Origin of the sequence: Enterobacter sp. 200527-13 (assembly GCF_027924865.1) — a bacterium.
Lineage (GTDB): Bacteria > Pseudomonadota > Gammaproteobacteria > Enterobacterales > Enterobacteriaceae > Enterobacter > Enterobacter ludwigii.
Map to the genome: position 1 here is coordinate 80,610 of NZ_BSCM01000007.1, position 26,495 is coordinate 107,104.

27 protein-coding genes are annotated in these 26,495 nt (G+C 56.7%); 20 read left to right on the plus strand and 7 right to left on the minus strand.

Annotation, left to right across the window (positions count from 1 at the left end):
* The first annotated feature begins 47 nt into the window (after positions 1-47).
* The gene (locus QMG44_RS19210) at positions 48-1,265 is read left to right on the plus strand and encodes an MFS transporter (protein ID WP_020884535.1); all 1,218 of its coding nucleotides are present in this window, start codon (positions 48-50) and stop codon (positions 1,263-1,265) included.
* Between the two features lie 4 nt (positions 1,266-1,269).
* Here QMG44_RS19210 and QMG44_RS19215 read toward each other — a convergent pair whose 3' ends face one another.
* Both QMG44_RS19215 and QMG44_RS19220 read right to left on the minus strand, forming a co-directional pair.
* Positions 1,270-1,827 (minus strand): DcrB family lipoprotein, encoded by a 558-nt coding sequence (locus QMG44_RS19215; RefSeq protein WP_014172025.1) that lies wholly within the window; start codon positions 1,825-1,827, stop codon positions 1,270-1,272.
* A 72-nt stretch (positions 1,828-1,899) separates the two neighbouring features.
* Positions 1,900-2,565, minus strand: a complete 666-nt coding sequence (locus QMG44_RS19220) for a 7-cyano-7-deazaguanine/7-aminomethyl-7-deazaguanine transporter (RefSeq protein WP_020884536.1) — start codon at positions 2,563-2,565, stop codon at positions 1,900-1,902.
* A 166-nt stretch (positions 2,566-2,731) separates the two neighbouring features.
* Here QMG44_RS19220 and tusA point away from each other — a divergent pair, with 166 nt between their 5' ends.
* From tusA to QMG44_RS19240, 4 genes are all read left to right on the plus strand, one after another.
* Positions 2,732-2,974, plus strand: a complete 243-nt coding sequence (tusA, locus tag QMG44_RS19225) for a sulfurtransferase TusA (RefSeq protein WP_020884537.1) — start codon at positions 2,732-2,734, stop codon at positions 2,972-2,974.
* 191 nt (positions 2,975-3,165) lie between these two features.
* On the plus strand, positions 3,166-4,137 hold the full coding sequence (locus QMG44_RS19230) for a TRAP transporter substrate-binding protein (protein WP_014172022.1): 972 nt from the start codon (positions 3,166-3,168) through the stop codon (positions 4,135-4,137).
* Between the two features lie 11 nt (positions 4,138-4,148).
* The gene (locus QMG44_RS19235; protein ID WP_049022906.1) at positions 4,149-4,658 is read left to right on the plus strand and encodes a TRAP transporter small permease; all 510 of its coding nucleotides are present in this window, start codon (positions 4,149-4,151) and stop codon (positions 4,656-4,658) included.
* A 10-nt stretch (positions 4,659-4,668) separates the two neighbouring features.
* Positions 4,669-5,955, plus strand: coding sequence for a TRAP transporter large permease (locus QMG44_RS19240; RefSeq protein WP_020884539.1), 1,287 nt, complete (start codon positions 4,669-4,671; stop codon positions 5,953-5,955).
* Positions 5,956-5,997: 42 nt separating this feature from the next.
* On the opposite strand, the gene zntA is transcribed toward QMG44_RS19240, so the two are convergent.
* A complete protein-coding gene (gene zntA, locus QMG44_RS19245; RefSeq protein WP_086532980.1) occupies positions 5,998-8,184 on the minus strand; it encodes a Zn(II)/Cd(II)/Pb(II) translocating P-type ATPase ZntA in 2,187 nt (728 codons plus the stop codon).
* 76 nt (positions 8,185-8,260) lie between these two features.
* Positions 8,261-8,887 (minus strand): lysoplasmalogenase, encoded by a 627-nt coding sequence (locus QMG44_RS19250; RefSeq protein ID WP_014172018.1) that lies wholly within the window; start codon positions 8,885-8,887, stop codon positions 8,261-8,263.
* A gap of 129 nt (positions 8,888-9,016) precedes the next feature.
* Here QMG44_RS19250 and QMG44_RS19255 point away from each other — a divergent pair, with 129 nt between their 5' ends.
* Positions 9,017-9,376, plus strand: coding sequence for a DUF2500 domain-containing protein (locus QMG44_RS19255; protein ID WP_086532979.1), 360 nt, complete (start codon positions 9,017-9,019; stop codon positions 9,374-9,376).
* A gap of 47 nt (positions 9,377-9,423) precedes the next feature.
* On the opposite strand, the gene QMG44_RS19260 is transcribed toward QMG44_RS19255, so the two are convergent.
* Both QMG44_RS19260 and rsmD read right to left on the minus strand, forming a co-directional pair.
* Positions 9,424-9,705, minus strand: a complete 282-nt coding sequence (locus tag QMG44_RS19260; protein WP_086532978.1) for a DUF1145 family protein — start codon at positions 9,703-9,705, stop codon at positions 9,424-9,426.
* The gene (gene rsmD / locus QMG44_RS19265; RefSeq protein ID WP_020884541.1) at positions 9,689-10,291 is read right to left on the minus strand and encodes a 16S rRNA (guanine(966)-N(2))-methyltransferase; all 603 of its coding nucleotides are present in this window, start codon (positions 10,289-10,291) and stop codon (positions 9,689-9,691) included. Before rsmD ends, QMG44_RS19260 begins: the two co-directional genes overlap by 17 nt.
* A gap of 127 nt (positions 10,292-10,418) precedes the next feature.
* Here rsmD and ftsY point away from each other — a divergent pair, with 127 nt between their 5' ends.
* From ftsY to livJ, 6 genes are all read left to right on the plus strand, one after another.
* Positions 10,419-11,885, plus strand: a complete 1,467-nt coding sequence (gene ftsY / locus QMG44_RS19270) for a signal recognition particle-docking protein FtsY (RefSeq protein WP_086532977.1) — start codon at positions 10,419-10,421, stop codon at positions 11,883-11,885.
* 2 nt (positions 11,886-11,887) lie between these two features.
* Complete coding sequence (ftsE, locus tag QMG44_RS19275) at positions 11,888-12,553, plus strand: cell division ATP-binding protein FtsE (protein ID WP_014172013.1); 666 nt, start codon at positions 11,888-11,890, stop codon at positions 12,551-12,553.
* The gene (gene ftsX / locus QMG44_RS19280) at positions 12,546-13,601 is read left to right on the plus strand and encodes a permease-like cell division protein FtsX (protein WP_014172012.1); all 1,056 of its coding nucleotides are present in this window, start codon (positions 12,546-12,548) and stop codon (positions 13,599-13,601) included. The genes ftsE and ftsX overlap by 8 nt, the downstream gene beginning before the upstream one ends.
* Before the next feature lie 251 nt (positions 13,602-13,852).
* Positions 13,853-14,710, plus strand: a complete 858-nt coding sequence (gene rpoH / locus QMG44_RS19285; protein WP_014172011.1) for an RNA polymerase sigma factor RpoH — start codon at positions 13,853-13,855, stop codon at positions 14,708-14,710.
* Between the two features lie 135 nt (positions 14,711-14,845).
* Positions 14,846-16,111: a 4-aminobutyrate--2-oxoglutarate transaminase gene (locus QMG44_RS19290; RefSeq protein WP_086532976.1), complete on the plus strand. Its 1,266-nt coding sequence runs from the start codon at positions 14,846-14,848 to the stop codon at positions 16,109-16,111.
* 196 nt (positions 16,112-16,307) lie between these two features.
* A complete protein-coding gene (gene livJ / locus QMG44_RS19295; RefSeq protein ID WP_072126534.1) occupies positions 16,308-17,408 on the plus strand; it encodes a branched chain amino acid ABC transporter substrate-binding protein LivJ in 1,101 nt (366 codons plus the stop codon).
* A gap of 86 nt (positions 17,409-17,494) precedes the next feature.
* Here livJ and panM read toward each other — a convergent pair whose 3' ends face one another.
* Positions 17,495-17,887, minus strand: a complete 393-nt coding sequence (panM, locus tag QMG44_RS19300; protein ID WP_020884545.1) for an aspartate 1-decarboxylase autocleavage activator PanM — start codon at positions 17,885-17,887, stop codon at positions 17,495-17,497.
* Between the two features lie 424 nt (positions 17,888-18,311).
* Here panM and livK point away from each other — a divergent pair, with 424 nt between their 5' ends.
* From livK to ugpE, 8 genes are all read left to right on the plus strand, one after another.
* Positions 18,312-19,421, plus strand: a complete 1,110-nt coding sequence (gene livK, locus QMG44_RS19305; RefSeq protein WP_020884546.1) for a high-affinity branched-chain amino acid ABC transporter substrate-binding protein LivK — start codon at positions 18,312-18,314, stop codon at positions 19,419-19,421.
* A gap of 46 nt (positions 19,422-19,467) precedes the next feature.
* Positions 19,468-20,394 (plus strand): high-affinity branched-chain amino acid ABC transporter permease LivH, encoded by a 927-nt coding sequence (gene livH / locus QMG44_RS19310; RefSeq protein ID WP_020884547.1) that lies wholly within the window; start codon positions 19,468-19,470, stop codon positions 20,392-20,394.
* Positions 20,391-21,668, plus strand: coding sequence for a branched chain amino acid ABC transporter permease LivM (gene livM / locus QMG44_RS19315; protein WP_086532975.1), 1,278 nt, complete (start codon positions 20,391-20,393; stop codon positions 21,666-21,668). Before livH ends, livM begins: the two co-directional genes overlap by 4 nt.
* Complete coding sequence (gene livG / locus QMG44_RS19320; RefSeq protein WP_014172002.1) at positions 21,665-22,432, plus strand: high-affinity branched-chain amino acid ABC transporter ATP-binding protein LivG; 768 nt, start codon at positions 21,665-21,667, stop codon at positions 22,430-22,432. The genes livM and livG overlap by 4 nt, the downstream gene beginning before the upstream one ends.
* Before the next feature lies 1 nt (position 22,433).
* Positions 22,434-23,147 (plus strand): high-affinity branched-chain amino acid ABC transporter ATP-binding protein LivF, encoded by a 714-nt coding sequence (livF, locus tag QMG44_RS19325; RefSeq protein ID WP_020884549.1) that lies wholly within the window; start codon positions 22,434-22,436, stop codon positions 23,145-23,147.
* Between the two features lie 227 nt (positions 23,148-23,374).
* A complete protein-coding gene (ugpB, locus tag QMG44_RS19330; RefSeq protein WP_032679132.1) occupies positions 23,375-24,691 on the plus strand; it encodes a sn-glycerol-3-phosphate ABC transporter substrate-binding protein UgpB in 1,317 nt (438 codons plus the stop codon).
* A gap of 73 nt (positions 24,692-24,764) precedes the next feature.
* The gene (ugpA, locus tag QMG44_RS19335; RefSeq protein ID WP_086532974.1) at positions 24,765-25,652 is read left to right on the plus strand and encodes a sn-glycerol-3-phosphate ABC transporter permease UgpA; all 888 of its coding nucleotides are present in this window, start codon (positions 24,765-24,767) and stop codon (positions 25,650-25,652) included.
* A complete protein-coding gene (gene ugpE / locus QMG44_RS19340; RefSeq protein ID WP_014171997.1) occupies positions 25,649-26,494 on the plus strand; it encodes a sn-glycerol-3-phosphate ABC transporter permease UgpE in 846 nt (281 codons plus the stop codon). Before ugpA ends, ugpE begins: the two co-directional genes overlap by 4 nt.
* The last annotated feature ends 1 nt before the right edge of the window (position 26,495 follow it).

Consider the following 26,495-nt stretch of genomic DNA (forward strand, 5'->3'; position numbering starts at 1 on the left):
GCCGTGGTAATAGTGAAACACTGTTGTAAAAATTCAGGTTAAACCCCATGCCAGAGCATGCCGCCGAACCGGCGCTGAGCGGATTGCGCCTCAATCTGCGCATTGTTTCCGTTGTGATTTTTAACTTCGCCAGTTATCTGACGATTGGCCTGCCGCTGGCGGTGTTGCCGGGCTATGTCCATGACGTCATGGGTTTTAGCGCATTCTGGGCGGGGCTGGTCATCAGCCTGCAGTATTTCGCCACGCTCCTGAGCCGCCCGCATGCCGGGCGCTATGCGGATCTGTTTGGGCCAAAGCGCATCGTCATTGTGGGGCTCTGCGGCTGTTTTCTGAGTGGTCTGGGCTACCTGCTGGCCGCCACCACCAGCCACTGGCCGCTGGTCAGCCTGGCGCTGCTCTGTCTGGGGCGTGTGATTCTGGGTATTGGGCAAAGTCTGGCGGGTACCGGTTCGACGCTGTGGGGCGTGGGTGTGGTGGGTGCGTCCCATATTGGCCGGGTGATCTCCTGGAACGGTATCGTCACCTACGGCGCAATGGCGCTGGGCGCACCGCTGGGGGTGATCTGTTATGCCTATGGCGGGCTATCCGGGCTGGCTATCACCATTATGGTCGTCGCGCTGCTCGCGATTCTGTTTGCCCTGCCGCGCCCGAAGGTGAAGGCCAGCAAAGGCAAGCCACTGCCGTTCAGGGCGGTGCTGGGGCGCGTCTGGCCTTATGGTATGGCGCTGGCGCTGGCAACCACCGGCTTCGGCGTGATCGCCACGTTCATCACTCTCTTCTATGACGCCAAAGGCTGGGACGGCGCAGCCTTTGCCCTGACGCTGTTTAGCTGTGCGTTTGTCGGCGCGCGTTTGCTCTTCCCGAACGGTATCAACCGTCTGGGGGGACTGAATGTGGCGTTGATCTGCTTTGCGGTAGAGATTGTCGGGCTGGTGTTGACCGGGATTGCCACCGCACCGTGGATGGCGAAAATGGGCGTTTTCCTCGCCGGCGCTGGCTTTTCGCTGGTCTTCCCGGCACTCGGCGTGGTCGCGGTAAAAGCCGTGCCGCAGCAGAACCAGGGGTCGGCGCTGGCGACCTACACGGTGTTTATGGACATGTCGCTGGGCATTACCGGGCCGCTGGCGGGGCTGGTGATGGCGTGGGCAGGGGTACCGGTAATCTATCTTGCCGCGGCGGGTCTGGTGGTTATCGCATTGATGCTGACATGGCGGCTAAAAAAATGGCCCCCGGTGCAGGCACCGGAGGCCACGTCATCATCGTGAAGAATTACTGGATCACGATGGTGTTAATGATGTTTTCAGCAGCCGTCTGCGCTTTCTGCTGATTTTCCGCCGGCAGGGTGATCTGCAGGGTCAGCAGTTTATTATCGACCTTGCCAAGCACCACGGAAGAGTAAGCGGTCTGGCCTTTTGCTGAAATGATGCTGTCCAGCTGTTGCAGTGTGTGGCCTTTCAGTTCGATAGATTTATTGGTCACGACCTGCAGCTGCGGATCGCGGCTGCGCTGCTGATCTTCCAGACGTTTGGTCATGACGGCCAGGTCTTCGCTGGTGTCGTCGCCCACAATCACAATAACGGCTTTCTGCCCGGTTGCATCGGAGTAAACGTGCATATTGTTCGCCTGGGTACCCAGCTTGCCGCTCTGGTCAGTCATATCTGCTGGCAGAGAGAAACTGAGTTTACCGTCCAGCAGACTCACCGGCTGACCGGTGGCGTTGCTCTCTGCAGACGCGCCCTGAGCAGGCGTTTTCGTGTCGCTGTTATCACAGGCTGCAAGGCCCACAACCAGCAGGCCAATCCCGACATATTTAACCAGATTGCGCATTAACTTCTTCCTTTCGATAAACGGCCATAACGGCTGATTGGCTCATCTTATCACAACTGATAAAGCGAACCCTTAACCAGCCTGCAATGCTGTGATTTCAGATTTATCTGCGAGTCTTTTCAGCAGCATATTCAGCAGGACGCCGTACATCGGCAGGAAGAACACAATGCTGATAAGCACCTTGAAGCAGTAGTCCACAAGGGCGATTTCCATCCAGTGCTGGGCCATAAATGCGTCCGGGCTACGCCAGAATGCGATAAAGAAGAAGGCCAGCGTGTCGCTGACGTTGCCGAACAGCGTGGACGCCGTGGGTGCCATCCACCAGCGATGATTTTGACGCAGGCGGTTAAACACGTGAACGTCGAGGATCTGCCCCAGCGCGTAGGCCATAAAGCTGGCGGAGGCGATACGGGCGACAAACAGGTTGAAGTGCGTTAACGCCTCGAACCCCTGCCAGCTTCCCATATAAAACAGGGAAGAGATCACGTACGAAATGAACAGCGCCGGCAGCATGACCGCAAAAATAATGCGGCGAGCCAGCGGTGCGCCGAAAATACGCACGGTCAAATCAGTGGCGAGAAAAATAAACGGGAAACTGAACGCGCCCCACGTGGTATGAAAACCAAAGATGGAGATCGGGAGTTGCACCAGATAGTTGCTGGAGGTAATCACCAGCAAATGAAAAAGCGAAAGCCAGAACAACGCTTTAACGCGCTGCGAATCAGAAAACTGCATCATGTTGTAACCTTTTTATACGTTGGGGTGAGGGAACCCAATAAAAACCGCAGCATGATACTGCTTTGGCCGGACATTGCAATGGTTAGTTTTTACGCAATCGTTAACCTGGTTGCATTGCCGACGATGGGGCGTAAACTACAGCCGTTTTTACCTGACCGAGAAGAACATGACCGATCTGTTTTCCAGCCCAGACCACACCCTTGATGCTCAGGGCCTTCGCTGCCCGGAGCCGGTAATGATGGTACGTAAAACCGTGCGCAACATGCAGACCGGTGAGACGCTGCTGATCATCGCCGACGACCCCGCCACCACCCGCGACATTCCCGGTTTTTGTACCTTTATGGAACATGAGCTGGTGGCACAGCAGACCGAAACGCTGCCGTACCGGTATGTGATCCGTAAGGGGTAAATGCGGCCTGATGGCCTCACCCCGACCCTCTCCCACCGGGAGAGGGAGAAAACCTTTCTAAACCATCGTTTCAAAATTTCACGCTTTTGTGAGGCGCTTCACCTCCGCTTTTCCGGCCGTAGTCTAGTTTTTAAGCGTACAAAAATAAAACACTGTTTTAACGCTTATCTCACTACCCTGGAGTTGACCCGATGAAAACGACCCTCAAGCCGTTACTGGCCGCCCTGTGCCTCTCCGCTTTTGCCTGCTCTGTCGCTGCGCAAACCATCAAAGCCGCCGATGTGCACCCTGAAGGCTACCCGAACGTGGTGGCGGTTCAGCAAATGGGTGAAAAACTCAAACAACAAACCGACGGCAAGTTGGAGATTAAGGTCTTCCCCGGCGGCGTGCTGGGGGATGAAAAACAGATGATTGAGCAGGCGCAGATGGGGGCGATCGATATGATCCGCGTCTCGATGGCGCCGGTGGCGGCCATCCTGCCCGATATCGAAGTCTTCACGCTGCCCTACGTTTTCCGCGATGAAGACCACATGCACAAAGTGATCGACGGGGATATCGGCAAGCAAATTGGCGATAAGCTAACTGCCAACCCGAAATCACGACTGGTGTTCCTCGGCTGGATGGACTCCGGCACCCGCAACCTGATCACCAAAGATCCGATTGTTAAACCCGACGATCTGAAAGGGAAGAAAATCCGCGTACAGGGCAGTCCGGTGGCGCTGGCGACGCTGAAAGATATGGGCGCTAACGCGGTGGCAATGGGGGTAAGCGAAGTTTACAGCGGAATGCAAACCGGCGTGATTGACGGCGCGGAGAATAATCCACCGACCTATGTCGCGCATAACTATATGCCGGTCGCCAAAAACTACACCCTCAGCGGCCACTTTATCACCCCGGAAATGCTGCTCTACTCAAAAGTGAAGTGGGACAAACTCAGCGCCGACGAGCAGAAAAAGATCCTGACCCTGGCCCGTGAAGCCCAGTTTGAACAACGTAAGTTGTGGGAAGCCTATAACGCCCAGGCGCTGGAAAAAATGAAGGCTGGCGGGGTGCAGTTCCACGAGATCGACAAAACGGTATTTATCAAAGCCACAGAGCCGGTGCGCGCCCAGTATGGCGAAAAGCATCAGGATCTGATGAAAGCCATCGCTGACGTCAAGTAACCGGAGTACGTATGTCCGAACTCTATCTGAAGTGGATGGACCGTCTCTACCTGCTGGCGATGGCCGTGGCGGGCATCTCGCTGCTGGTGATGACGATTGTGATCCCCATCGGCATCTTTTCGCGCTATGTGCTTAACCGCGGTGAATCCTGGCCGGAGCCGGTTGCCATCATCTGCATGGTGACCTTCACCTTTATCGGCGCGGCGGTCAGCTACCGTGCCGGTTCGCACATTGCGGTGAATATGCTCACCGACCGGCTGCCCGGGCCGTTAAAAACCGTCTGCGCACGGGCCGTTGATCTGCTGATGCTGCTGATCGCTGGCCTGATGTTCTGGTACAGCTACTGGCTGTGCGTCGAACTCTGGGAGCAACCGGTCGCCGAATTTCCGGTCCTGACCTCCGGCGAGAGCTATCTGCCGCTGCCGGTGGGCTCTGCCGTTCTGATCCTGTTTGTGATTGAGCGCCTGCTGTTTGGCTCGCAGGAACACCGTCCCGTCGTGCTGATCGGCAACCACAGTTAAGGGGTGAACAATGGATGCATTCGTTTTGTTATTCACCCTCGCCATTTTGCTGGCGCTGGGGATGCCGGTGGCCTTTGCCGTCGGGCTAAGCGCCGTCGCGGGCGCGTTGTGGATAGATTTACCCCTCGAGGCGCTGATGATTCAGATAACCAGCGGGGTGAATAAATTCACGCTGCTGGCGATCCCCTTCTTTATTCTCGCGGGTGCGATTATGGCGGAAGGGGGGATTGCCCGACGGCTGGTCAATTTCGCCTACGTGTTTGTTGGCTTTATTCGCGGTGGGCTGTCGCTGGTGAATATTGTGGCCTCCACGTTCTTCGGCGCGATTTCCGGCTCGTCGGTGGCGGATACGGCCTCCATTGGCAGCGTAATGATTCCGGAGATGGAGAAGAAGGGCTATCCGCGCGAGTATGCGGCGGCGGTGACCGCCAGCGGGTCGGTACAGGCGATTTTGATCCCGCCCAGCCACAACTCGGTAATTTATTCCCTCGCGGCAGGCGGGACGGTCTCTATCGCGACGCTGTTTATCGCGGGGGTGCTGCCAGGGCTGCTGCTCGGCGTAAGCCTGATGGCAATGTGTCTGGGCTTTGCCCGCAAACGTGGCTACCCGAAAGGGGAAAAAATTCCCTTTAAGCAGGCGCTGAAAATCACGCTGGACGCGCTGTGGGGGCTGATGACTGTAGTGATTATTCTCGGCGGGATACTGTCCGGGATATTTACCGCAACGGAATCCGCTGCTGTGGCCTGTCTGTGGGCGTTCTTTGTCACCATGTTTATCTACCGGGACTACAAGTGGAACGAGCTGCCGAAGCTGATGTGCAGGACGGTGAAAACCGTCACCATCGTGATGATACTGATTGGCTTTGCGGCGGCGTTTGGCGCGGTGATGACCTACATGCAGCTCCCGAGCCGTATCACCGAGTTCTTCACCTCGCTCTCCGATAACAAGTACGTGATCCTGATGTATCTCAACATCATGCTGCTGCTGATCGGCACGTTAATGGACATGGCACCGATCATCCTGATCCTGACGCCTGTGCTGTTGCCGGTGACCAATTCGCTGGGCATCGATCCGGTGCATTTTGGGATGATCATGATGGTGAACCTGGGGATCGGGCTGATTACGCCGCCGGTCGGTTCGGTGCTGTTTGTGGCGAGCGCGGTAAGTAAACAGAAAATCGAGCATGTGGTTCGCGCGATGCTGCCGTTTTACGGCATGCTGCTGGTGGTGCTGGCGATGGTGACGTACATCCCGGCCATCTCGCTGTGGCTGCCGCGCGTGTTAGGGATGCAGTGACGCCGTTTTCCGCCCTCTCCCGGTGGGAGAGGGCATCTCGTGTTATTGTCGACGTAATAAGCGGAGCGCGTTCGCCGTCACCAGTACCGTCGCGCCGGTATCCGCCAGTACCGCCAGCCACAGGCCGGTTATACCGAGCAGCGTGGTGACCAGGAAAATCCCCTTCAGGCCCAGCGCAATCCCGATGTTCTGACGGATATTGGCCCGCGTGGCGCGCGCCAGAGCAATCATCTGCGCCAGCCCGGTCAGGCGGTTATGGGTGAGTGCTGCGTCGGCGGTTTCCAGCGCCACGTCGGTGCCGCTGCCCATTGCAATGCCAATGGTGGCGGCTTTCATCGCCGGGGCATCGTTGATGCCGTCACCCACCATTGCCAGCGGTGCATGGTTGTTCAGTTCCGTTACGGCGCTCACTTTATCCGCAGGCAATAACCCGGCTTTAAACGCCAGCCCCAGCTCAACGGCAATCGCTGCCGCGGCTCGCGGGTTATCCCCGGTGAGGATCACCCCCTGCACGCCCAGTTGATGCAGCGCGGCGACGGCGTCTTTTGCATCGTCACGCAGGGTGTCACGCAGTGCCAGCATCCCTATCGCCACGCCGTTTTGCACCACCATCACCACGGTTTGCCCGGCCTGTTCCAGCGCCTGGACTTGCTGGCTCAGCCCGGCCGCCGGAAACGTATTCGCGGCAACGATCAGGACGTTATTCCCTTCAACGTCGGCTTCAATCCCGGACCCGACCAGCGCCCGCTGTGCGGTGGCGGCAGGGATGTCCAGCCCACGCGACTGCGCCTCGCGGACTATCGCCTGTGCCAGCGGGTGGGTGGAGCCTTGTTCGACGGCAGCGGCCAGGGTGAGCAGCGTATTTTCACTGACCTCCTGAGGATAAATGCCCGTGACCTGCGGTTTACCCACCGTCAGCGTACCGGTTTTATCGAAGGCGATATGTTGCACCTGGCTCAGCTGCTCCAGCGCCGCGCCGCCTTTAATCAGCGCTCCACGACGCGCCGCGGCCGCCAGACCGGAGGTAATGGCCGCCGGCGTGGAGATCACCAGCGCGCATGGGCAACCAATCAGCAGCAACGTCAGACCTTTATAAACCCAGCCCTCCCAGGCTGCGCCCAGGAACAGCGGTGGAATAATTGTCACCAGCAGGGCGACCAGCATGATGGCGGGGGTGTAGATCCGGCTGAAGCGATCGATAAAGCGCTCAACGGGGGCGCGACGCTCCTCGGCCTCTTCAATCAGCTTCAGGATGCGGTCGATGGCGCTCTCACCCGGTCCGGAGAGGACCGTAAGTTGCACCAGACGATCGACGCTGGTGGCGCCTGCAGGCACTTTCTCGCCCGCTGAGCGTTCAACCGGAATCGACTCGCCGGTGAGGGCACTTTCATCGAAACTCGCCGTGGCGGTAAGCAGTTCACCGTCCGCAGGCAGACGCCCGCCGGCGGCGACCTCAATCACATCACCCGGGCGCAGCGTGTTAATAGCCACCGTCTGGCGTTCGCTGCCCGTCACCCGCGTTGCGGTTTCCGGTTTCAGCGCCATCAGCGCGCTGACCCCTTTCCGTGCCCGACTCGCCGCCCAGCCCTCAAGGCGCTCGCCAATTAAGAACAGCAGCAGCACCATGGCCGCTTCCGCCGTCGCGCCAATAAACAACGCGCCGATCGCCGCCACGCTCATCAGCGTTTCGATGGCGAACCAGCTTCCGCTTTTCATCAGCCGCACGGCCTGACGGGCAATCGGGAACAGTCCGACAAGCGTCGTGGCGATGAACGCCAGGTTACCGAACGGGTGGTTAAACTGCTCCAGACCCCAGCTCAGGGCCATCATGATGACAAGGGTGATAATGGGCAGGTTTTCTCGCAGGGCTGACGTCTTTTCGACAGGTGCGGTTTCGCTGCGCAGGCTGTAACCGGCCTTACTGACGGCGGCTTCAACCAGCGTGCTGATGTCATTATCGGCACTGACCAGAAGTTTCTCGGTGGCGAAGAGCACCTGGACGTGGCTGACGCCCGGGACCTGTTTTACCGCGTTTTCGACTTTACGGGCGCAGGCCGCGCAGTCCATACCGTTGACCACCCAGCTGTAGCGGTTTGCGCTTTCCGGGAGCGGCGGCGTGTTTTGCGTTTCGCATGCGCCGTCGCAGCAGCAGTCGTCCTTCACGGGAACGGGGCTGAGCTTAAGTGCCGAGAATTGTGGAACTTTTTTAGGTGTTTCTGGAGTCGACATGGCAGTCTCCGGTAATGATAATTTTCTCATTAACCGCAGCATACACTCTGGAGTCGACTCCAGAGTCAAGGCTTATTTAGATATACAGTGAACGCACAATCAGGAAGTGCCCGGCAAAGTAGCAGGCGGCGGCAATCGCGTTATCCGCACGGAAGCGGCGACGATAGTGGCTGCCCAGCCAGACGATATTCCCGAGTAACAGCAGCGTGGCACCAAAGAACGCGGACATTGCCGGTGCCGTCGGACGGAAGAACCACAGTTCACCCGCCAGCCATACCATCACCAGCGTCATGGCGATAAACGTGCAGACAGGCAAGCGCATCTCTTCCAGACGCGTCCAGATCACCGCGATCAACAGTGCGCCAATGACCAGCAGCACCAGCGGCAGCGGCCAGAAGAAGGAGAGCGTCATCTGGCTGGCGAAGTAAATGGTATAAAGCAGATGCGACAGGAAAAATGCCCCAACGGCATACAGCAGGCGCTGTCGCGGCAGCAGGGTTAAGGCATCACCAATCAGGGACGCACACAGACCGGCAAGAACCAGATAGCTGACGGCGTTAAACATGGGCGCTTGCCAGGCAAGCAGCAGGAGTAACAACAGCGTGACGGGTTTAAACAACCATCGCTGCCAGGCAGGGCCGCGATAGGATGCATCGACGTAAAGCCATGCGGAAAAACAGACAGCGATAAATGACCAAAGCATATTAACTCCCTGTAACTGTTGAGTCTGAATAATCAGTTTCTTATTCAGTGTAGTGATGGGGGCAGGCGTTTGGCAATGCCGGGGAAGGCAAGGTATCCTGAATTCCGTATAATCTGATGGGATTTTTGAATGAGCAAGATGCCGCTTTTTTTCGTTATCGTGGTGGCGATTATCGTCATTGCCGCCTCCTTTCGTTTCGTGCAGCAGCGCCGTGAGAAGGCGGACAACGATGCCGCGCCGTTGATGCAAAAACGCGTGGTGGTAAGCAATAAACGCGAGAAAGCCCTCAATGACCGACGCTCGCGCCAGCAGCAGGTTACGCCGGTGGGAGCCACCATGCGCTATGAAGCGAGCTTTAAGCCGGAAACCGGCGGGCTGGAGATGACCTACCGTCTGGAGGCGCAGCAGTACCATCAACTGACGGTGGGAGAAAAAGGGATTCTGAGTTACAAAGGGTCGCGGTTTGAAGGGTTTACGCCAGATCGGTAATGTTCCCTCTCCCGCAGGGAGAGGGGTCAGCTGAGGCTTGAGGCGCCTTACTTCTTCGCCTGGGCCTTAAATTTCTTCATCCACACCAGCAGTTCAAATACGCCAAAAATAAACACGCGCAGCTGCTGCCAGCCGGTCATCTGCGGACCGTCTTTTGGCAGGCCGTTTTTCAGCATCACCATCTGCAGGGCGTGCATGAAGGTGGTAAAGATAAAGGCCACGTTCACAAAGATGTTCATCGGGTGCGGGAACGGGTGCACCAGATTGAGGAGCAGAAATGCCCAGACGCCCAGCATCAACAAACGTCCCACATTAATCAGTACTGGCATTGGATTCTCCTTGTGCCTGACGGTGATACAGACGATAAGCGACCTGACCTGCCACTTTTTCTCGGTGCAGATCCCAGTGAACCGGGACCGGCGGTAAACCATTTTCGACTTCGCTTTCGACGTAGATTAACGCGTCATCCGCCAGCCAGCCGTTGTTTTCCAGCAGGGATAACGTCTCTTCCAGCAGCCCCTTGCGGAACGGCGGGTCGACAAACACCACGTTGTGCGGCGTGCCCTTTTGCGCGAGGAAGCTCAGTGTGTTGGTATTCACTACTTTGGCGTTGGTCGCTTTCAGCGTTGCCAGATTTTGCTGCAATGTCTGCGCAACGCCGCGCTCCATCTCCAGCAGCGTGGCGCTGGCGGCATAGCGCGACAGCGCCTCCAGACCCAGCGCGCCGCTGCCCGCGAAGCAGTCCAGGCAGTGGGCATCCACCATTGAGGGGGCCAGCCAGTTAAACAGCGTTTCGCGTACGCGGTCCGTGGTTGGGCGTAGTCCGGGGCTATCCGGCACCGGTAATTTCCGGCCTCGCCACTGGCCGCCGATAATACGAATTTGACCGGCTGGGGCGCGGTTGGGTTTCTTCATCTCTGGAAAGCTCTGTTAACAATTGGCCTGCGATTGCGGGCGGTGATGTCAATTAAGTAAAGTGTTAGACTATTTCATCATTTTTTTAGCTTCCATGTATATAGCGCCGCGAGGAGTGTAGTCGCAGATGGCAAAACAAAAAAAACGTGGCTTCTTTTCCTGGCTGGGCTTCGGTGAAAAAGAGCAAGAAACAGAGCAGAAAACCGAAGAACAACAAGCCGTTGAAGAGCAGTCTCAGCCTGAAACGCCGGTAGAAACTGCCGCCGTTGTCGACGCGGAAGAGCACGCGCACAGCAAAGAAGAGACCGAAGCCTTTGCTGAAGAGGTGGTGGAAGTTACCGAACAGGTTCAGGAAAGCGAGAAGCCAGAACCCGTTGTGGTAGAAGACGTTATCGATACGCCGCAGGCGATTATCGAGCATGAAACGTTGCCGCTGCCGGAAGAGGTGAAAGCCGAAGAGGTTTCAGCGCAGGAGTGGCAGGCCGAGGCAGAAACCCTCGAAATTGTTGAGGCGGTGGAAGAAGAAGCACAAGACGAGCCAGCGCTTACCGACGAAGAGCTGGAAGCCCAGGCGCTGGCGGCAGACGCGGCGGAAGAAGCGGTTATCGTCGTGCCGGTGGAAGCGCAACCAGAGCAGGGTGAAGAGGTTGCTCAGGAGCAGGAAAAACCCACCAAAGAAGGTTTCTTCGCCCGCCTGAAGCGTAGCCTGCTCAAAACCAAAGAAAACTTAGGTTCCGGATTTATCAGTCTGTTCCGCGGCAAGAAGATCGACGACGATCTCTTTGAAGAGCTGGAAGAGCAACTGCTGATCGCCGACGTTGGGGTGGAAACAACCCGTAAGATCATCGCCAGTCTGACCGAAGGGGCGAGCCGCAAGGCGCTGCGTGACGCCGAAGCGCTGTACGGTCTGCTGAAAGACGAGATGGGTGAAATCCTCGCAAAAGTTGACGAACCGCTTAATATTGAAGGCAAAACGCCATTTGTTATTCTGATGGTTGGCGTGAACGGTGTGGGGAAAACCACCACCATCGGCAAGCTGGCGCGACAGTTTGAGCAGCAGGGCAAATCGGTGATGCTGGCGGCAGGTGATACCTTCCGTGCGGCGGCGGTTGAGCAGCTGCAGGTCTGGGGCCAGCGTAACAACATTCCGGTGATTGCGCAGCATACCGGTGCGGATTCCGCCTCCGTTATCTTTGACGCCATCCAGGCGGCGAAGTCGCGTAACGTGGATGTGCTGATTGCCGATACCGCAGGGCGTTTGCAGAACAAAGCGCACCTGATGGAAGAGTTGAAGAAAATCGTCCGCGTCATGAAGAAGCTGGACGAAGAGGCACCGCATGAAATTATGCTGACCATTGATGCCAGCACCGGACAGAACGCCATCAGCCAGGCGAAGCTGTTCCATGAAGCGGTAGGGCTGACCGGGATCACGCTGACCAAACTGGACGGCACCGCGAAAGGCGGGGTGATCTTCTCCGTGGCCGATCAGTTCAATATTCCTATCCGTTACATCGGTGTGGGCGAGCGTATTGAGGATTTACGTCCGTTTAAAGCGGACGACTTTATTGAGGCACTATTTGCCCGAGAGGACTAACAATGATTCGCTTTGAACACGTCAGCAAGGCCTATCTCGGTGGGAGACAAGCGCTGCAGGGGGTGACATTCCACCTGCAGCCAGGCGAGATGGCATTCCTGACCGGCCATTCCGGCGCGGGGAAAAGTACCCTGCTCAAGCTTATCTGTGGGATCGAGCGGCCGAGCGCCGGGAAAATCTGGTTCAGCGGCCATGATATTAGCCGTCTGAAAAACCGTGAGGTGCCGTTCCTGCGTCGTCAGATTGGCATGATTTTCCAGGACCACCACCTGCTGATGGATCGCACCGTTTTCGATAACGTGGCCATTCCGCTGATTATTGCCGGTGCCAGCTATGATGATATCCGTCGTCGCGTCTCTGCGGCGCTGGATAAAGTCGGGCTGCTGGACAAAGCGAAGAACTTCCCGATCCAGCTGTCTGGCGGTGAACAGCAGCGTGTGGGGATTGCCCGTGCGGTGGTGAACAAACCTGCGGTACTGCTGGCGGATGAACCGACCGGTAACCTGGACGACGCCCTGTCAGAAGGGATTTTGCGTCTGTTTGAGGAATTTAACCGCGTTGGGGTGACGGTATTGATGGCAACGCACGACATCGGGCTGATTTCCCGTCGTTCGTACCGCATGCTGACCCTGAGCGACGGTCATTTGCACGGAGGCCTCGGTGAATAAGCGTGATGCAATAAACCAGATTCGGCAGTTCGGAAACCGGTTTGACCGCTTCCGTAAGCCGCAGGGCGGCGGTGACGGCAATCGTAATGCGCCAAAGCGTGCGAAAGCGGCGCCTAAGCCGAACTCCCGCAAAACCAACGTGTTCAACGAGCAGGTGCGTTATGCGTTCCACGGTGCGTTGCAGGACCTGAAAAGCAAACCGCTGGCGACGTTCCTGACGGTGATGGTGATTGCCATCTCCCTGACGCTGCCAAGCGTCTGCTACATGGTCTATAAAAACGTTAACCAGGCGGCGTCGCAGTACTATCCTTCTCCGCAGATCACGGTCTATCTGGATAAGGCGCTCGACGATAACGCAGCGGCGCAGGTTGTGGGGCAAATCCAGGCCGAACAGGGCGTAGAGAAAGTGAATTATCTCTCTCGTGAAGAAGCCCTGGGTGAGTTCCGTAACTGGTCAGGCTTTGGCGGTGCGCTGGACATGCTTGAAGAGAACCCCCTCCCGGCCGTGGCGGTGGTGATCCCGAAACTCGATTTCCAGGGGACCGATTCGCTCAACACCCTGCGTGACCGCATCACCCGTATCAACGGGATTGATGAAGTGCGCATGGATGACAGCTGGTTTGCGCGTCTTGCTGCGCTGACCGGGCTGGTAGGGCGCGTGGCGGCGATGATTGGTGTGCTGATGGTGGCGGCGGTCTTCCTCGTCATCGGTAACAGCGTGCGCCTGAGCATTTTCGCGCGTCGCGACACCATCAACGTGCAGAAACTGATTGGTGCGACGGATGGCTTCATCCTGCGTCCGTTCCTGTACGGCGGCGCATTGCTCGGTTTTTCCGGCGCATTTCTTTCACTGATATTGTCAGAAATTTTGGTGATGCGGCTGTCCTCTGCCGTAACCGAAGTGGCGCAGGTTTTCGGAACGAAGTTTGATATCAGCGGCTTAGGGTTCGATGAGTGCCTGTTACTGCTGCTGGTGTGCTCGATGATCGGCTGGGTGGCAGCATGGCTGGCAACCGTGCAACATTTACGTCACTTTACTCCCGACTAATAAAAGCGTGATATAATCTTTCCCTGCACCGAGATGTTCGCTCTGCAGGGAAAGCGTCCCTGTTGTCTCTTCCCCTGTTATCATCTCCATGTCACAATTTGTGCGTAATTTATTCACCGTTGCACCTGGAACTTGTGGATAAAATCACTGTCTGATAAAAGAGTGAATGCTAATCTCGTGGCTCAAACGCTTTGGCATGGTTGTTGCCTGATGGGGACAGCCTGGACCAGAAGAAACATTGAGAGGAATGAATGACCAAAGAAATGCAAACTTTAGCTTTAGCCCCTGTTGGTAACCTGGAATCTTATATCCGGGCTGCGAACACCTGGCCGATGTTAACGGCCGAGGAAGAAAAGGAGCTTGCTGAAAAGCTGCATTACCAGGGCGATCTGGAAGCAGCGAAAAAGCTGATCCTGTCTCACCTGCGCTTTGTTGTTCACATTGCTCGTAATTATGCGGGCTATGGCCTGCCGCAGGCGGACTTGATTCAGGAAGGTAACATCGGTCTGATGAAGGCTGTACGTCGCTTCAACCCGGAAGTGGGTGTGCGACTGGTCTCCTTCGCCGTGCACTGGATCAAAGCAGAAATTCATGAATACGTGCTGCGCAACTGGCGTATCGTGAAAGTCGCCACGACAAAAGCGCAACGTAAACTGTTCTTCAACCTGCGTAAAACCAAGCAGCGTCTGGGCTGGTTCAATCAGGATGAAGTTGAAATGGTGGCGCGCGAGCTGGGCGTATCCAGCAAAGACGTGCGTGAGATGGAATCCCGTATGGCCGCGCAGGACATGACCTTCGATATGTCCTCCGACGACGACGGCTCTGACAGCCAGCCAATGGCACCGGTTCTGTATCTGCAGGATAAAACCTCTAACTTTGCTGACGGCATTGAAGAGGATAACTGGGAAGATCAGGCCGCGAACAAGCTGACTTCAGCAATGGAAGGCCTCGACGAACGTAGCCAGGATATTATCCGCGCCCGCTGGCTGGACGAAGACAACAAGTCCACGCTGCAGGAGCTGGCCGACCGCTACGGCGTCTCCGCTGAACGTGTGCGTCAGCTTGAAAAGAACGCCATGAAAAAACTTCGCGCCGCTATCGAAGCGTAATTTCCGCGATGTCCCCGATAATCCTCGAATGCAAATTCGGGGGTTTTGTTTTTTTATCTCCCGCTCTGGCGAATTCCCTCCCCCTGGCAAACACTTACAGATGCGCTAAGCAGGTGAATTTCTCAGGGGGACAGGGTGAAAAACAGTGAACTGAATGACCGGCGTTTGCAGGCGACGCCGCGCGGTATCGGCGTGATGTGTAACTTCTACGCCGATAAAGCCGAAAATGCCACGGTGTGGGACGTCGAGGGTAACGAGTATATCGACTTCGCCGCCGGGATTGCGGTGCTGAATACCGGCCATCGGCATCCAAAAGTTATTGCCGCCATCGAAAAACAACTCCACGCATTTACCCATACGGCATACCAGATTGTCCCGTACGAAGGCTATGTGGCGCTTGCCGAGCGCATCAACCAACGTGTACCCGTTGATGGGCCTGCCAAAACGGCTTTCTTCTCTACGGGAGCAGAGGCGGTCGAAAACGCGGTAAAAATTGCCCGCGCGTATACCCGTCGTCCTGGCCTGATCGCCTTTGGCGGTGCCTTCCACGGCCGTACCTTTATGACGATGGCGTTGACGGGGAAAGTGGCGCCGTACAAACTCGGTTTCGGTCCGTTTCCCGGATCGGTTTATCACGCGCACTATCCAAATGATCTGTACGGCGTCAGCACGGCAGAAGCGTTAAAAAGCCTCGAACGCATCTTCAAAGCCGACATTGCGCCGGACCAGGTGGCGGCCATTATCCTGGAACCGGTTCAGGGGGAGGGGGGATTCAACATTGCCCCCGCCGATTTTATGCAGGCCCTGCGCGAACTGTGCGATACGCACGGAATTTTGCTGATTGCCGACGAAGTGCAAAGTGGCTTTGCGCGAACCGGCAAGCTGTTCTCGATGGAACACCATTGCGTGAAGCCGGATCTGATCACCATGGCGAAAAGCCTGGCCGGCGGGATGCCGCTCTCGGCGGTCTCAGGCCGGGCGGAGGTGATGGATGCCCCCGCACCTGGCGGGCTGGGCGGGACTTACGCTGGCAACCCGCTGGCGATTGCCGCAGCCCATGCCGTGCTGGATGTGATTGATGAAGAGGAACTCTGCACGCGCGCGGCGCATCTTGGCCATCATCTGGTGGAAGTGCTGAACAAAGCGAAGGGGGACTGTCCGTTTATTGCCGATATCCGTGCCCAGGGCTCAATGGTGGCGGTGGAGTTTAACGACCCGCAAACCGGACTGCCGTCGCCGGAATTCACGCGTCAGGTCCAGGAGCGTGCGTTGCAGGAAGGTCTATTGCTGCTGAGCTGCGGCGTGTACGGCAACGTTATCCGTTTCCTCTATCCGCTTACCATCCCCGAAGTTCAGTTCCGTAAAGCGCTGGATATTATCTCCGCGTCGCTGACACGTTAAAGCCCTGGCCCGGCGGTGATCCCTGCCGGGCTTATCATATATTCATTTCAAATTAGCTATTCCAAAATCATAAAAATGGGGTATGTTTTAGCAGAGTATGCTGAAAAAGCGCGACTGTCATACCTATAACTGAAATAAAGCGCTACACAACAACATCACGACAATCGTAATAACCATAATAATGGGGAATCTCAGGATGAATATGAAGGGTAAAGCGTTACTGGCAGGATGTATTGCGTTGGCATTCAGCACGATGGCACAGGCCGATATTAAAGTGGCTGTCGTGGGCGCGATGTCCGGTCCGGTAGCACAGTACGGCGACCAGGAATTTACCGGCGCAGAACAGGCGGTTGCAGACATTAATGCTAAGGGCGGTATCAAGGGCGAAAAACTGCAGATCGTAAAATATGATGATGCCTGTGACCCGAAACAAGCGGTTGCCGTGGCGAACAAAGTGGTGAACGACGGAATCAAATACGTTATCGGTCACCTGTGCTCCTCTTCCACGCAGCCCGCGTCTGATATCTACGAAGACGAAGGCATTCTGATGATCACCCCGGCTGCAACGGCGCCGGAGCTGACCGCACGTGGCTATAAGCTGACCCTGCGTACCACCGGTCTGGATTCAGACCAGGGCCCAACCGCGGCAAAATACATTCTGGACAACGTGAAGCCGAAGCGTATCGCGATTGTTCACGACAAACAGCAGTATGGTGAAGGTCTGGCGCGTGCCGTGCAGGATGGTCTGAAGAAAGGCAATGCCAATGTGGTCTTCTTCGACGGTATCACCGCCGGTGAGAAAGACTTCTCCACTCTGGTGGCGCGTCTGAAGAAAGAGAATATTGATTTCGTTTACTACGGTGGCTATCACCCTGAAATGGGCCAGATCCTGCGTCAGGCACGTGCGGCCGGCCTGAAAACCCAGTTTATGGGCCCGGAAGGGGTGGCGAACGTTTCCCTGTCTAACATCGCCGGTGAGTCTGCTGAAGGCCTGCTGGTGACCAAACCGAAGAACTACGACCAGGTGCCTGCGAACAAACCGATCGTAGATGCCATCAAGGCGAAGAAACAGGATCCAAGCGGCGCGTTCGTCTGGACCACCTACGCTGCGCTGCAGTCTCTGCAGGCGGGTCTGAACCAGTCAGCCGATCCGGCTGAGATTGCCACCTGGCTGAAAGCCAACTCTGTCGATACCGTGATGGGTCCGCTTTCCTGGGATGCGAAGGGCGATCTGAAAGGCTTCGAGTTCGGCGTGTTTGACTGGCATGCTAACGGAACGGCGACCGACGCCAAATAAAAGCAAACGGCAACCTTTCGGTTGCCGTTTTAGTATTTGCACCCTCTCCCGTGGGAGAGGGGCGGGGTGAGGGCATCAGGCGGCATTCAGCAAACCTGACGTTTCTCCCACCCGTTTTCCTGCGCCGTAAACCCTAACGCCTGCATAAACGCCGCCATCACGCCGCGGTCTTCCACGCCCACGTCGGCCATCCACCAGGAGGTAACGTTCGGGTTTTCACGGATTATCTCTTCAATTAAATACTGCCCCACACCGCGACGACGGGTCACGTCACGTACGCGCAGTGAGTCCAGCGCCCCTTCGGTGCCGCTCAGGGTCACGCGAACCGCGGCGAGCAGACGCTCGTTAAAGCGGGCGGCGTAGATGCGGTGTGTCTCATCGACGCGGAGTGAAGAAGGGGAATATTCCGGCCAGATCTTGCCCAGGTCGATATGATCCTGGTCGCTAAAGGTCACCAGACGCACGATAGTCAGTTTCATTAGCTGCTTGTCCAAATCAAATTGAGTAGGGGCAGTGTACTCAATTTATTCCCTCAGCGGCTTCCTCTTTTTATCCCGGCTCACCAGGTGATTAGTTTTTTGGCAGCGCGAAGGGCAGTTTGAAAACACATGGATCGAAAAATAAGCAGAATTTTAACCTGAATGGCAGTGAATTATTCGGCGCTTTGTACCGTTATTTTATGCTGCAAACTGCAATTTTATTTGTTTATCTCTGCCCTATTTCAGAATATTATCTTTGCTTAATCGCCTGAAAAATAGAGATTTTAGTCTGGTTTTTATGAAAAAACTGCGCTAAACCATTAAAGGCGCTGGTAAAAATAGCGTTGTGCATTAAAAGTACAGAATGCTTTTTAACCATAATAAAACAAAATATATACACGACATCACGAATGGGGATTCAGAGATGAAAAGGAACGCGAAGACGTTAATCGCGGGGATGGTTGCATTGGCGATTTCGCATGCAGCCATGGCGGAAGATATTAAGGTTGCTGTAGTGGGTGCGATGTCCGGTCCTGTTGCCCAGTGGGGGGATATGGAGTTCAACGGTGCTCGCCAGGCAATCAAAGACATCAACGCCAAAGGCGGCATCAAAGGCGACAAGCTGGTTGGCGTGGAATATGACGACGCCTGCGATCCCAAACAGGCCGTCGCGGTCGCTAACAAAATCGTGAACGATGGCATCCAGTACGTGATTGGCCACCTGTGCTCGTCGTCCACCCAGCCTGCGTCTGATATCTACGAAGACGAAGGCATTCTGATGATTACCCCGGGCGCAACCAACCCTGAACTGACTCAGCGCGGTTATCAGCACATCATGCGTACTGCCGGTCTGGACTCGTCTCAGGGACCAACCGCCGCCCGATACATCCTCGACACCGTCAAGCCGACGCGCATCGCCATTATTCATGACAAACAGCAGTACGGCGAAGGCCTGGCGCGCTCCGTTCAGGACGGGCTGAAAAAAGGCGGCGCGAATATCGTCTTCTTTGATGGCATCACCGCTGGCGAGAAAGATTTCTCCGCGCTGATCGCCCGTCTGCAAAAAGAGAATATCGATTTTGTTTATTACGGTGGCTACTACCCGGAAATGGGTCAGATGCTGCGTCAGGCGCGTTCGGTCGGGCTGAAAACCCAGTTTATGGGGCCAGAAGGCGTCGGTAACGCCTCCCTGTCGAACATCGCCGGGGACGCAGGCGAAGGCATGCTGGTGACGATGCCAAAACGCTATGACCAGGATCCTGCGAACAAGGCTATCGTAGACGCGCTCAAGGCGCAGAAGAAAGATCCAAGTGGTCCGTACGTCTGGATCACCTACGCGGCGGTGCAGTCTCTGGCAACCGCGCTGGATCGCACCGGCAGCAAAGAACCGCTGGATCTGGTGAAAGATTTAAAAGCACACGGGGCGAACACCGTGATTGGGCCGCTGAACTGGGATGAGAAAGGCGATCTGAAGGGATTTGAGTTTGGTGTCTTTAAGTGGCACGCCGACGGTTCGTCCTCGGTCGCCAAATAATTATCCCACCGCCCGGACCGCCGGGCGGGTATAAAAAGGTTTGCATATGTCCGAGCAGTTTCTCTATTTCCTGCAGCAGATGTTTAACGGCGTCACGCTGGGAAGCACCTACGCGCTGATCGCCATCGGCTACACGATGGTTTACGGCATTATCGGCATGATTAACTTCGCCCACGGCGAGGTCTACATGATCGGTAGCTATGTCTCCTTTATGATTATCGCCGCCCTGATGATGATGGGTATCGACAGCAGCTGGCTGCTGGTCGCCGCCGGATTTGTCGGCGCGATTGTGATTGCCAGCGCCTATGGCTGGAGCATTGAACGCGTGGCGTACCGGCCGGTGCGTAGCTCCAAACGCCTGATTGCGCTGATCTCCGCCATCGGGATGTCGATCTTCCTGCAAAACTACGTCAGCCTGACGGAAGGCTCGCGCGACGTGGCGCTGCCAAGCCTGTTCAACGGTCAGTGGGTGGTCGGTGCCAGCGAGAACTTCTCTGCCTCTATCACCACCATGCAGCTGGTGATTTGGGTGGTGACCTTCGTTGCGATGCTCGCCCTGACGGTCTTTATCCGCTACTCGCGTATGGGACGCGCCTGCCGTGCCTGCGCAGAAGATCTGAAGATGGCGAGCCTGCTTGGCATCAACACCGACCGCGTTATCGCCCTGACCTTTGTGATTGGGGCAGCGATGGCGGCGGTCGCGGGTGTCCTGCTGGGGCAGTTCTACGGCGTTATCAACCCGTACATCGGCTTTATGGCCGGGATGAAAGCTTTCACCGCGGCGGTCCTGGGCGGTATCGGCAGTATTCCAGGCGCGATGATTGGCGGCCTGATCCTGGGCGTGGCCGAAGCGCTCTCCTCCGCGTATCTGAGTACGGAATATAAAGATGTGGTGTCGTTTGCCCTGCTGATTCTGGTTCTGCTGGTAATGCCTACCGGTATTCTGGGTCGTCCGGAGGTAGAGAAAGTATGAAACCGATGCATTTCGCAATGGCGCTCCTCTCTGCCGCCATGTTCTTCGTGCTGGCAGGCGTCTTTATGGGCGTCCAGTTAGAGCTGGACGGCACAAAACTGGTGGTGGATACCGCCGCCGACATTCGCTGGCAGTGGATATTCATTGGCACCGCGGTTGTGTTTCTGTTCCAGATGCTGCGTCCTGTGTTCCAGAAGACGCTGAAAAGTGTCTCCGGTCCGAAATTCGTTCTGCCGGCTCTCGACGGCTCAACCGTTAAGCAGAAGCTGTTCTTCGTGGCGCTGCTGGTGGTTGCGGTGGCGTGGCCGTTTGTGGTCTCTCGCGGTACGGTCGATATCGCGACCCTGACCATGATCTACGTGATCCTCGGTCTGGGCCTGAACGTGGTGGTGGGGCTGTCTGGCCTGCTGGTGCTGGGCTACGGTGGATTCTACGCCATCGGGGCCTATACCTTCGCGCTGCTGAACCACTATTACGGTCTCGGCTTCTGGACCTGTCTGCCGCTGGCGGGCCTGGTCTCCGCCGCGGCGGGCTTCCTGCTGGGCTTCCCGGTCTTACGCCTGCGCGGTGACTATCTGGCGATTGTGACTTTAGGCTTCGGCGAAATCGTGCGTATCCTGCTGCTCAACAACACCGAAGTGACCGGCGGCCCGAACGGGATCAGCCAGATCCCGAAACCGACCTTCTTTGGTCTGGAGTTCAGCCGTACGGCTCGCGAAGGGGGCTGGGATACTTTCAGCAACTTCTTTGGCGTGAAGTACGATCCGTCCGACCGGGTGATTTGGCTCTACCTGGTGGCGCTGCTGCTGGTGGTGCTTACCCTGTTCGTGATTAACCGTCTGCTGCGTATGCCGCTGGGCCGTGCGTGGGAAGCGCTGCGTGAAGATGAAATCGCCTGCCGTTCACTGGGCCTCAACCCGACCCGCATCAAGCTGACCGCGTTTACCATCAGCGCCGCGTTTGCCGGTTTTGCCGGTACGCTGTTTGCCGCGCGTCAGGGCTTTGTCAGCCCCGAATCGTTTACCTTTGCTGAATCTGCCTTTGTACTGGCGATTGTGGTGCTCGGCGGTATGGGCTCGCAGTTTGCCGTTATCCTGGCGGCCATTCTGCTGGTGGTCTCCCGTGAGCTGATGCGCGACTTTAACGAATACAGCATGCTGATGCTGGGTGGTTTGATGGTGCTGATGATGATCTGGCGTCCGCAGGGCTTGCTGCCGATGACCCGTCCACAGCTGAAGCTGAAAAACGGGCAAGCGAAAGGAGAGCAGGCATGAGCCAGCCATTATTATCCGTTAACGGCCTGATGATGCGTTTTGGCGGCCTGCTGGCCGTCAACAACGTGAATCTGGATCTGCACAAGAAAGAGATTGTCTCCCTGATTGGCCCTAACGGCGCGGGGAAAACCACGGTCTTTAACTGCCTGACCGGTTTCTACAAGCCGACGGGTGGCACCATCAAGCTGCGCGACCAGCATCTGGAAGGGCTTCCGGGCCAGCAGATTGCCCGCATGGGGGTGGTGCGTACCTTCCAGCACGTGCGTCTGTTCCGCGAGATGACGGTGATAGAGAACCTGCTGGTGGCGCAACACCTGCAGCTCAAAACCGGCCTTTTCTCTGGCCTGCTGAAAACCCCGGCCTTCCGCCGTGCTCAGGATGAAGCGCTCGACCGCGCCGCCACCTGGCTCGACCGTATCGGCCTGCTGCAGCATGCGAACCGTCAGGCCAGCAACCTGGCCTACGGTGACCAGCGCCGTCTGGAGATCGTGCGCTGCATGGTGACGCAGCCAGAAATCCTGATGCTCGATGAACCGGCGGCAGGGCTTAACCCGAAAGAGACCAAAGAGCTGGACGAGTTGATTGCCGAACTGCGCGATCATCATGACACCACCATCCTGCTGATTGAGCATGATATGAAGCTGGTGATGGGCATTTCTGACCGTATCTACGTGGTAAACCAGGGCACGCCGCTGGCAAACGGGACGCCGGAAGAGATCCGCAACAACCCGGACGTGATTCGTGCATACCTGGGTGAGGCATAAGATGGAAAAAGCGATGTTAACGTTCGACAAGGTTAATGCTCACTACGGCAAGATACAGGCGCTGCACGACGTCAGCCTGCATATCAATCAGGGCGAAATCGTCACCCTGATTGGCGCGAACGGTGCGGGTAAAACCACGCTGCTCGGCACCCTGTGCGGCGACCCGCGCGCCACCAGCGGGCGGATTGTCTTTGATGGCAAAGATATTACCGACTGGCAAACCGCCAGAATCATGCGTGAAGCGGTAGCGATTGTCCCGGAAGGGCGTCGCGTCTTCTCACGAATGACGGTGGAAGAGAACCTTGCGATGGGCGGCTTCTTTGCCGACCGCGACCAGTACCAGTCCCGCATCAAATGGGTCTATGAGCTGTTTCCGCGTTTGTGGGAGCGCCGTATTCAGCGGGCCGGCACGATGTCCGGTGGTGAACAGCAGATGCTGGCGATTGGCCGCGCGCTGATGAGCCAGCCGCGTTTGCTGCTGCTGGATGAACCGTCGCTCGGTCTTGCGCCGATCATCATTCAGCAGATCTTCGACACCATCGAACAGCTGCGTAAAGAGGGGATGACCATCTTCCTCGTCGAGCAGAACGCCAACCAGGCGCTGAAGCTCGCCGACCGCGGCTACGTGCTGGAAAACGGCCACGTGGTGCTCTCCGATACCGGCGACGCGCTGCTGGCAAACGAAGCGGTGCGAAGCGCCTATCTCGGCGGCTAGATAAAAGCAAAAGCAAAAAGGCAACGTCAGTTGCCTTTTTTCATGCAGGGTACCAGACCGCACCGAACTTACCCCAACCGCCTTCACACAACCATCATCCGCCTGACGTTTTGTTGTCATCTCACTGTAAAGAAACAGTTATTTTTCTGTCATTCGAGCATGTCATGTTACCTCGCGAGCATAAAAACGCGTGATATCGCGCATCCGGCACAATAAGAGAGATGACAATGACATCGTTACGACACACAGCTTTGGGTCTGGCAATGGGGCTGACTTTTGCGGCGAACGCAATGGCTGTCACCACCATTCCGTTCTGGCATTCCATGGAAGGGGAGTTGGGTAAAGAAGTTGACTCCCTGGCGCAGCGTTTCAACGACACCCATCCGGATTACAAAATTGTGCCGGTGTACAAAGGTAACTACGAGCAGAGCCTGAGCGCGGGCATTGCCGCTTTCCGTACCGGTAATGCACCTGCGCTGCTTCAGGTTTACGAAGTCGGTACTGCGACCATGATGGCCTCTAAAGCCATTAAACCGGTCTACGAAGTGTTTAAAGACGCAGGTATCAACTTCGACGAATCGCAGTTCGTGCCGACCGTGGCGGGTTACTACACCGATTCCAAAACCGGTCATCTGCTGTCTCAGCCGTTTAACAGCTCCACGCCGGTGCTGTACTACAACAAAGACGCCTTCAAGAAAGCCGGTTTAGATCCGGAACAACCGCCAAAAACCTGGCAGGACCTGGCGGCGTACACCGCTAAGCTGAAAGCGGCGGGGATGAAGTGCGGCTACGCCAGCGGCTGGCAGGGCTGGATCCAGATTGAAAACTTCAGCGCCTGGCACGGCCTGCCGGTGGCCACCAAAAACAACGGCTTCGACGGCACCGACGCGGTACTGGAGTTCAACAAGCCAGAGCAGGTGAAGCACATCGCTCTGCTTGCCGATCTCAACAAGAAGGGCGATTTCAGCTACTTCGGGCGTAAAGACGAATCCACCGAGAAGTTCTACAACGGTGACTGTGCGATTACGACCGCCTCTTCCGGCTCTCTGGCGGATATCCGTCATTACGCAAAATTCAACTACGGCGTAGGCATGATGCCTTACGACGCTGACGTGAAAGGCGCACCGCAGAACGCCATTATCGGTGGGGCGAGCCTGTGGGTCATGCAGGGCAAAGACAAGGGCACCTACAAGGGCGTGGCCGAGTTCCTCGACTTCCTGGCGAAACCAGAGAATGCCGCCGAATGGCATCAGAAAACCGGCTACCTGCCTATCACCACGGCCGCGTATGACCTGACCCGCGAGCAGGGCTTCTACAGCAAAAACCCGGGCGCGGATATCGCGACGCGTCAGATGCTCAACAAGCCGCCATTGCCGTTCACCAAAGGCCTGCGTCTGGGGAATATGCCGCAGATCCGTACCATCGTAGATGAAGAGCTGGAAAGCGTGTGGACCGGGAAGAAAACCCCACAGCAGGCGCTGGATTCTGCGGTAGAGCGCGGTAATCAGCTGCTGCGCCGCTTTGAGCAATCAACAAAGTCTTAATCATTTTACCCTCATCCTGTCCCTCTCCCTGCGGGAAGGGCTGGGGTGAGGGCTACCTACGCTGAGCTAAACTATGTCCTCATCCCGTCCGGTGTTCCTTTCGCGCTGGCTGCCGTATTTGCTGGTCGCGCCGCAGCTGGTCATCACCGTTATCTTCTTTATCTGGCCTGCGGGCGAGGCGCTTTGGTACTCGGTACAAAGCGTCGATCCGTTTGGGCTTTCCAGCCAGTTTGTCGGGCTGGACAACTTTACCGCGCTGTTCCATGACAGCTATTACCTCGACGCCTTCTGGACGACCATGAAGTTCAGCGCGCTGGTCACTGTCAGCGGTCTTGTCGCATCGCTCTTTTTCGCGGCGCTGGTGGATTACGTGGTGCGCGGCAGCCGTCTGTATCAGACGCTGATGCTGCTACCTTACGCCGTGGCGCCAGCCGTCGCCGCCGTGCTGTGGATCTTCCTGTTTAACCCAGGGCGCGGGCTGATTACCCATTTTCTGGCGGAGTTCGGCTACGACTGGAACCACGCCCAGAACAGCGGTCAGGCGATGTTCCTGGTGGTCTTCGCGTCGGTGTGGAAACAGATCAGCTACAACTTCCTGTTCTTCTTTGCTGCGCTGCAGTCTATTCCGCGCTCGCTGGTTGAAGCTGCGGCGATTGATGGTGCAGGGCCGGTCCGTCGTTTCTTTAGGCTGTCGCTGCCGCTGATTGCCCCGGTGAGTTTCTTCCTGCTGGTGGTCAACCTGGTTTACGCCTTCTTCGACACCTTCCCGGTGATCGACGCCGCCACGGCCGGTGGCCCGGTGCAGGCCACGACAACGCTTATCTATAAGATCTATCGCGAAGGCTTTGCCGGTCTGGATCTCTCGGCATCCGCCGCCCAGTCGGTCGTGTTGATGTTCCTCGTCATCCTTCTCACGGTAGTGCAGTTCCGTTATGTCGAAAGTAAGGTGCGCTACCAATGATCGAGAACCGTCGCGGGCTGACGATGTTCAGCCACACCATGCTGATTTTGGGCATCATCGTCATTCTGTTCCCGCTATATGTGGCCTTCGTTGCCGCCACGCTGGACACCAAAGCGGTGTTTGATACGCCGATGACGCTGATCCCAGGCGGGCATCTTTTCGAAAACATGAAAACCATCTGGACCCAGGGCGTGGGCGCTAACAGCGCGCCATTCTGGCTGATGATGCTGAACAGCTTCATCATGGCGTTCGGTATTACGGTGGGCAAAATCACGGTGTCGATGCTCTCGGCCTTCGCCATCGTCTGGTTCCGCTTTCCCCTGCGTAACCTGTTCTTCTGGATGATCTTCATCACCCTGATGCTGCCGGTCGAAGTGCGTATTTTCCCGACGGTGGAAGTGATCGCCAACCTGAAGATGCTGGACAGCTACGCAGGTTTAACCCTGCCGCTGATGGCCTCGGCCACCGCCACCTTCCTGTTCCGCCAGTTCTTTATGACCCTGCCGGACGAGCTGATTGAGGCCGCGCGTATTGACGGAGCCTCGCCGATGCGCTTCTTCCGTGACATCGTGCTGCCGCTGTCGAAAACCAACCTTGCGGCGCTGTTTGTCATCACCTTTATCTACGGCTGGAACCAGTATCTGTGGCCGCTGCTGATTATTCAGGACGTCAATCTTGGCACCGCCGTGGCGGGCATCAAAGGCATGATCGCCACCGGTGAAGGCACCACGCTCTGGAATCAGGTGATGGCGGCGATGCTGCTCACCCTTATCCCCCCGGTCGTTATCGTTTTAGCCATGCAGCGTGCGTTCGTGCGTGGTTTAGTGGACAGTGAGAAATAAG

Coding starts and splice junctions, on each gene's coding strand:
- ugpB (WP_032679132.1), top strand. CDS start 23,375: ATGACATCGTTACGACACACAGCTTTGGGTCTGGCAATGGGGCTGACT.
- rsmD (WP_020884541.1), bottom strand. CDS start 10,291: ATGAAGAAACCCAACCGCGCCCCAGCCGGTCAAATTCGTATTATCGGC.
- QMG44_RS19220 (WP_020884536.1), bottom strand. CDS start 2,565: ATGATGCAGTTTTCTGATTCGCAGCGCGTTAAAGCGTTGTTCTGGCTT.
- livM (WP_086532975.1), top strand. CDS start 20,391: ATGAAACCGATGCATTTCGCAATGGCGCTCCTCTCTGCCGCCATGTTC.
- ftsE (WP_014172013.1), top strand. CDS start 11,888: ATGATTCGCTTTGAACACGTCAGCAAGGCCTATCTCGGTGGGAGACAA.
- QMG44_RS19260 (WP_086532978.1), bottom strand. CDS start 9,705: ATGCCAGTACTGATTAATGTGGGACGTTTGTTGATGCTGGGCGTCTGG.
- QMG44_RS19230 (WP_014172022.1), top strand. CDS start 3,166: ATGAAAACGACCCTCAAGCCGTTACTGGCCGCCCTGTGCCTCTCCGCT.
- livF (WP_020884549.1), top strand. CDS start 22,434: ATGGAAAAAGCGATGTTAACGTTCGACAAGGTTAATGCTCACTACGGC.
- rpoH (WP_014172011.1), top strand. CDS start 13,853: ATGACCAAAGAAATGCAAACTTTAGCTTTAGCCCCTGTTGGTAACCTG.
- tusA (WP_020884537.1), top strand. CDS start 2,732: ATGACCGATCTGTTTTCCAGCCCAGACCACACCCTTGATGCTCAGGGC.
- livH (WP_020884547.1), top strand. CDS start 19,468: ATGTCCGAGCAGTTTCTCTATTTCCTGCAGCAGATGTTTAACGGCGTC.
- QMG44_RS19240 (WP_020884539.1), top strand. CDS start 4,669: ATGGATGCATTCGTTTTGTTATTCACCCTCGCCATTTTGCTGGCGCTG.
- livK (WP_020884546.1), top strand. CDS start 18,312: ATGAAAAGGAACGCGAAGACGTTAATCGCGGGGATGGTTGCATTGGCG.
- ftsY (WP_086532977.1), top strand. CDS start 10,419: ATGGCAAAACAAAAAAAACGTGGCTTCTTTTCCTGGCTGGGCTTCGGT.
- QMG44_RS19215 (WP_014172025.1), bottom strand. CDS start 1,827: ATGCGCAATCTGGTTAAATATGTCGGGATTGGCCTGCTGGTTGTGGGC.
- ugpA (WP_086532974.1), top strand. CDS start 24,765: ATGTCCTCATCCCGTCCGGTGTTCCTTTCGCGCTGGCTGCCGTATTTG.
- QMG44_RS19210 (WP_020884535.1), top strand. CDS start 48: ATGCCAGAGCATGCCGCCGAACCGGCGCTGAGCGGATTGCGCCTCAAT.
- QMG44_RS19250 (WP_014172018.1), bottom strand. CDS start 8,887: ATGCTTTGGTCATTTATCGCTGTCTGTTTTTCCGCATGGCTTTACGTC.
- livJ (WP_072126534.1), top strand. CDS start 16,308: ATGAATATGAAGGGTAAAGCGTTACTGGCAGGATGTATTGCGTTGGCA.
- panM (WP_020884545.1), bottom strand. CDS start 17,887: ATGAAACTGACTATCGTGCGTCTGGTGACCTTTAGCGACCAGGATCAT.
- QMG44_RS19255 (WP_086532979.1), top strand. CDS start 9,017: ATGAGCAAGATGCCGCTTTTTTTCGTTATCGTGGTGGCGATTATCGTC.
- livG (WP_014172002.1), top strand. CDS start 21,665: ATGAGCCAGCCATTATTATCCGTTAACGGCCTGATGATGCGTTTTGGC.
- zntA (WP_086532980.1), bottom strand. CDS start 8,184: ATGTCGACTCCAGAAACACCTAAAAAAGTTCCACAATTCTCGGCACTT.
- ugpE (WP_014171997.1), top strand. CDS start 25,649: ATGATCGAGAACCGTCGCGGGCTGACGATGTTCAGCCACACCATGCTG.
- QMG44_RS19235 (WP_049022906.1), top strand. CDS start 4,149: ATGTCCGAACTCTATCTGAAGTGGATGGACCGTCTCTACCTGCTGGCG.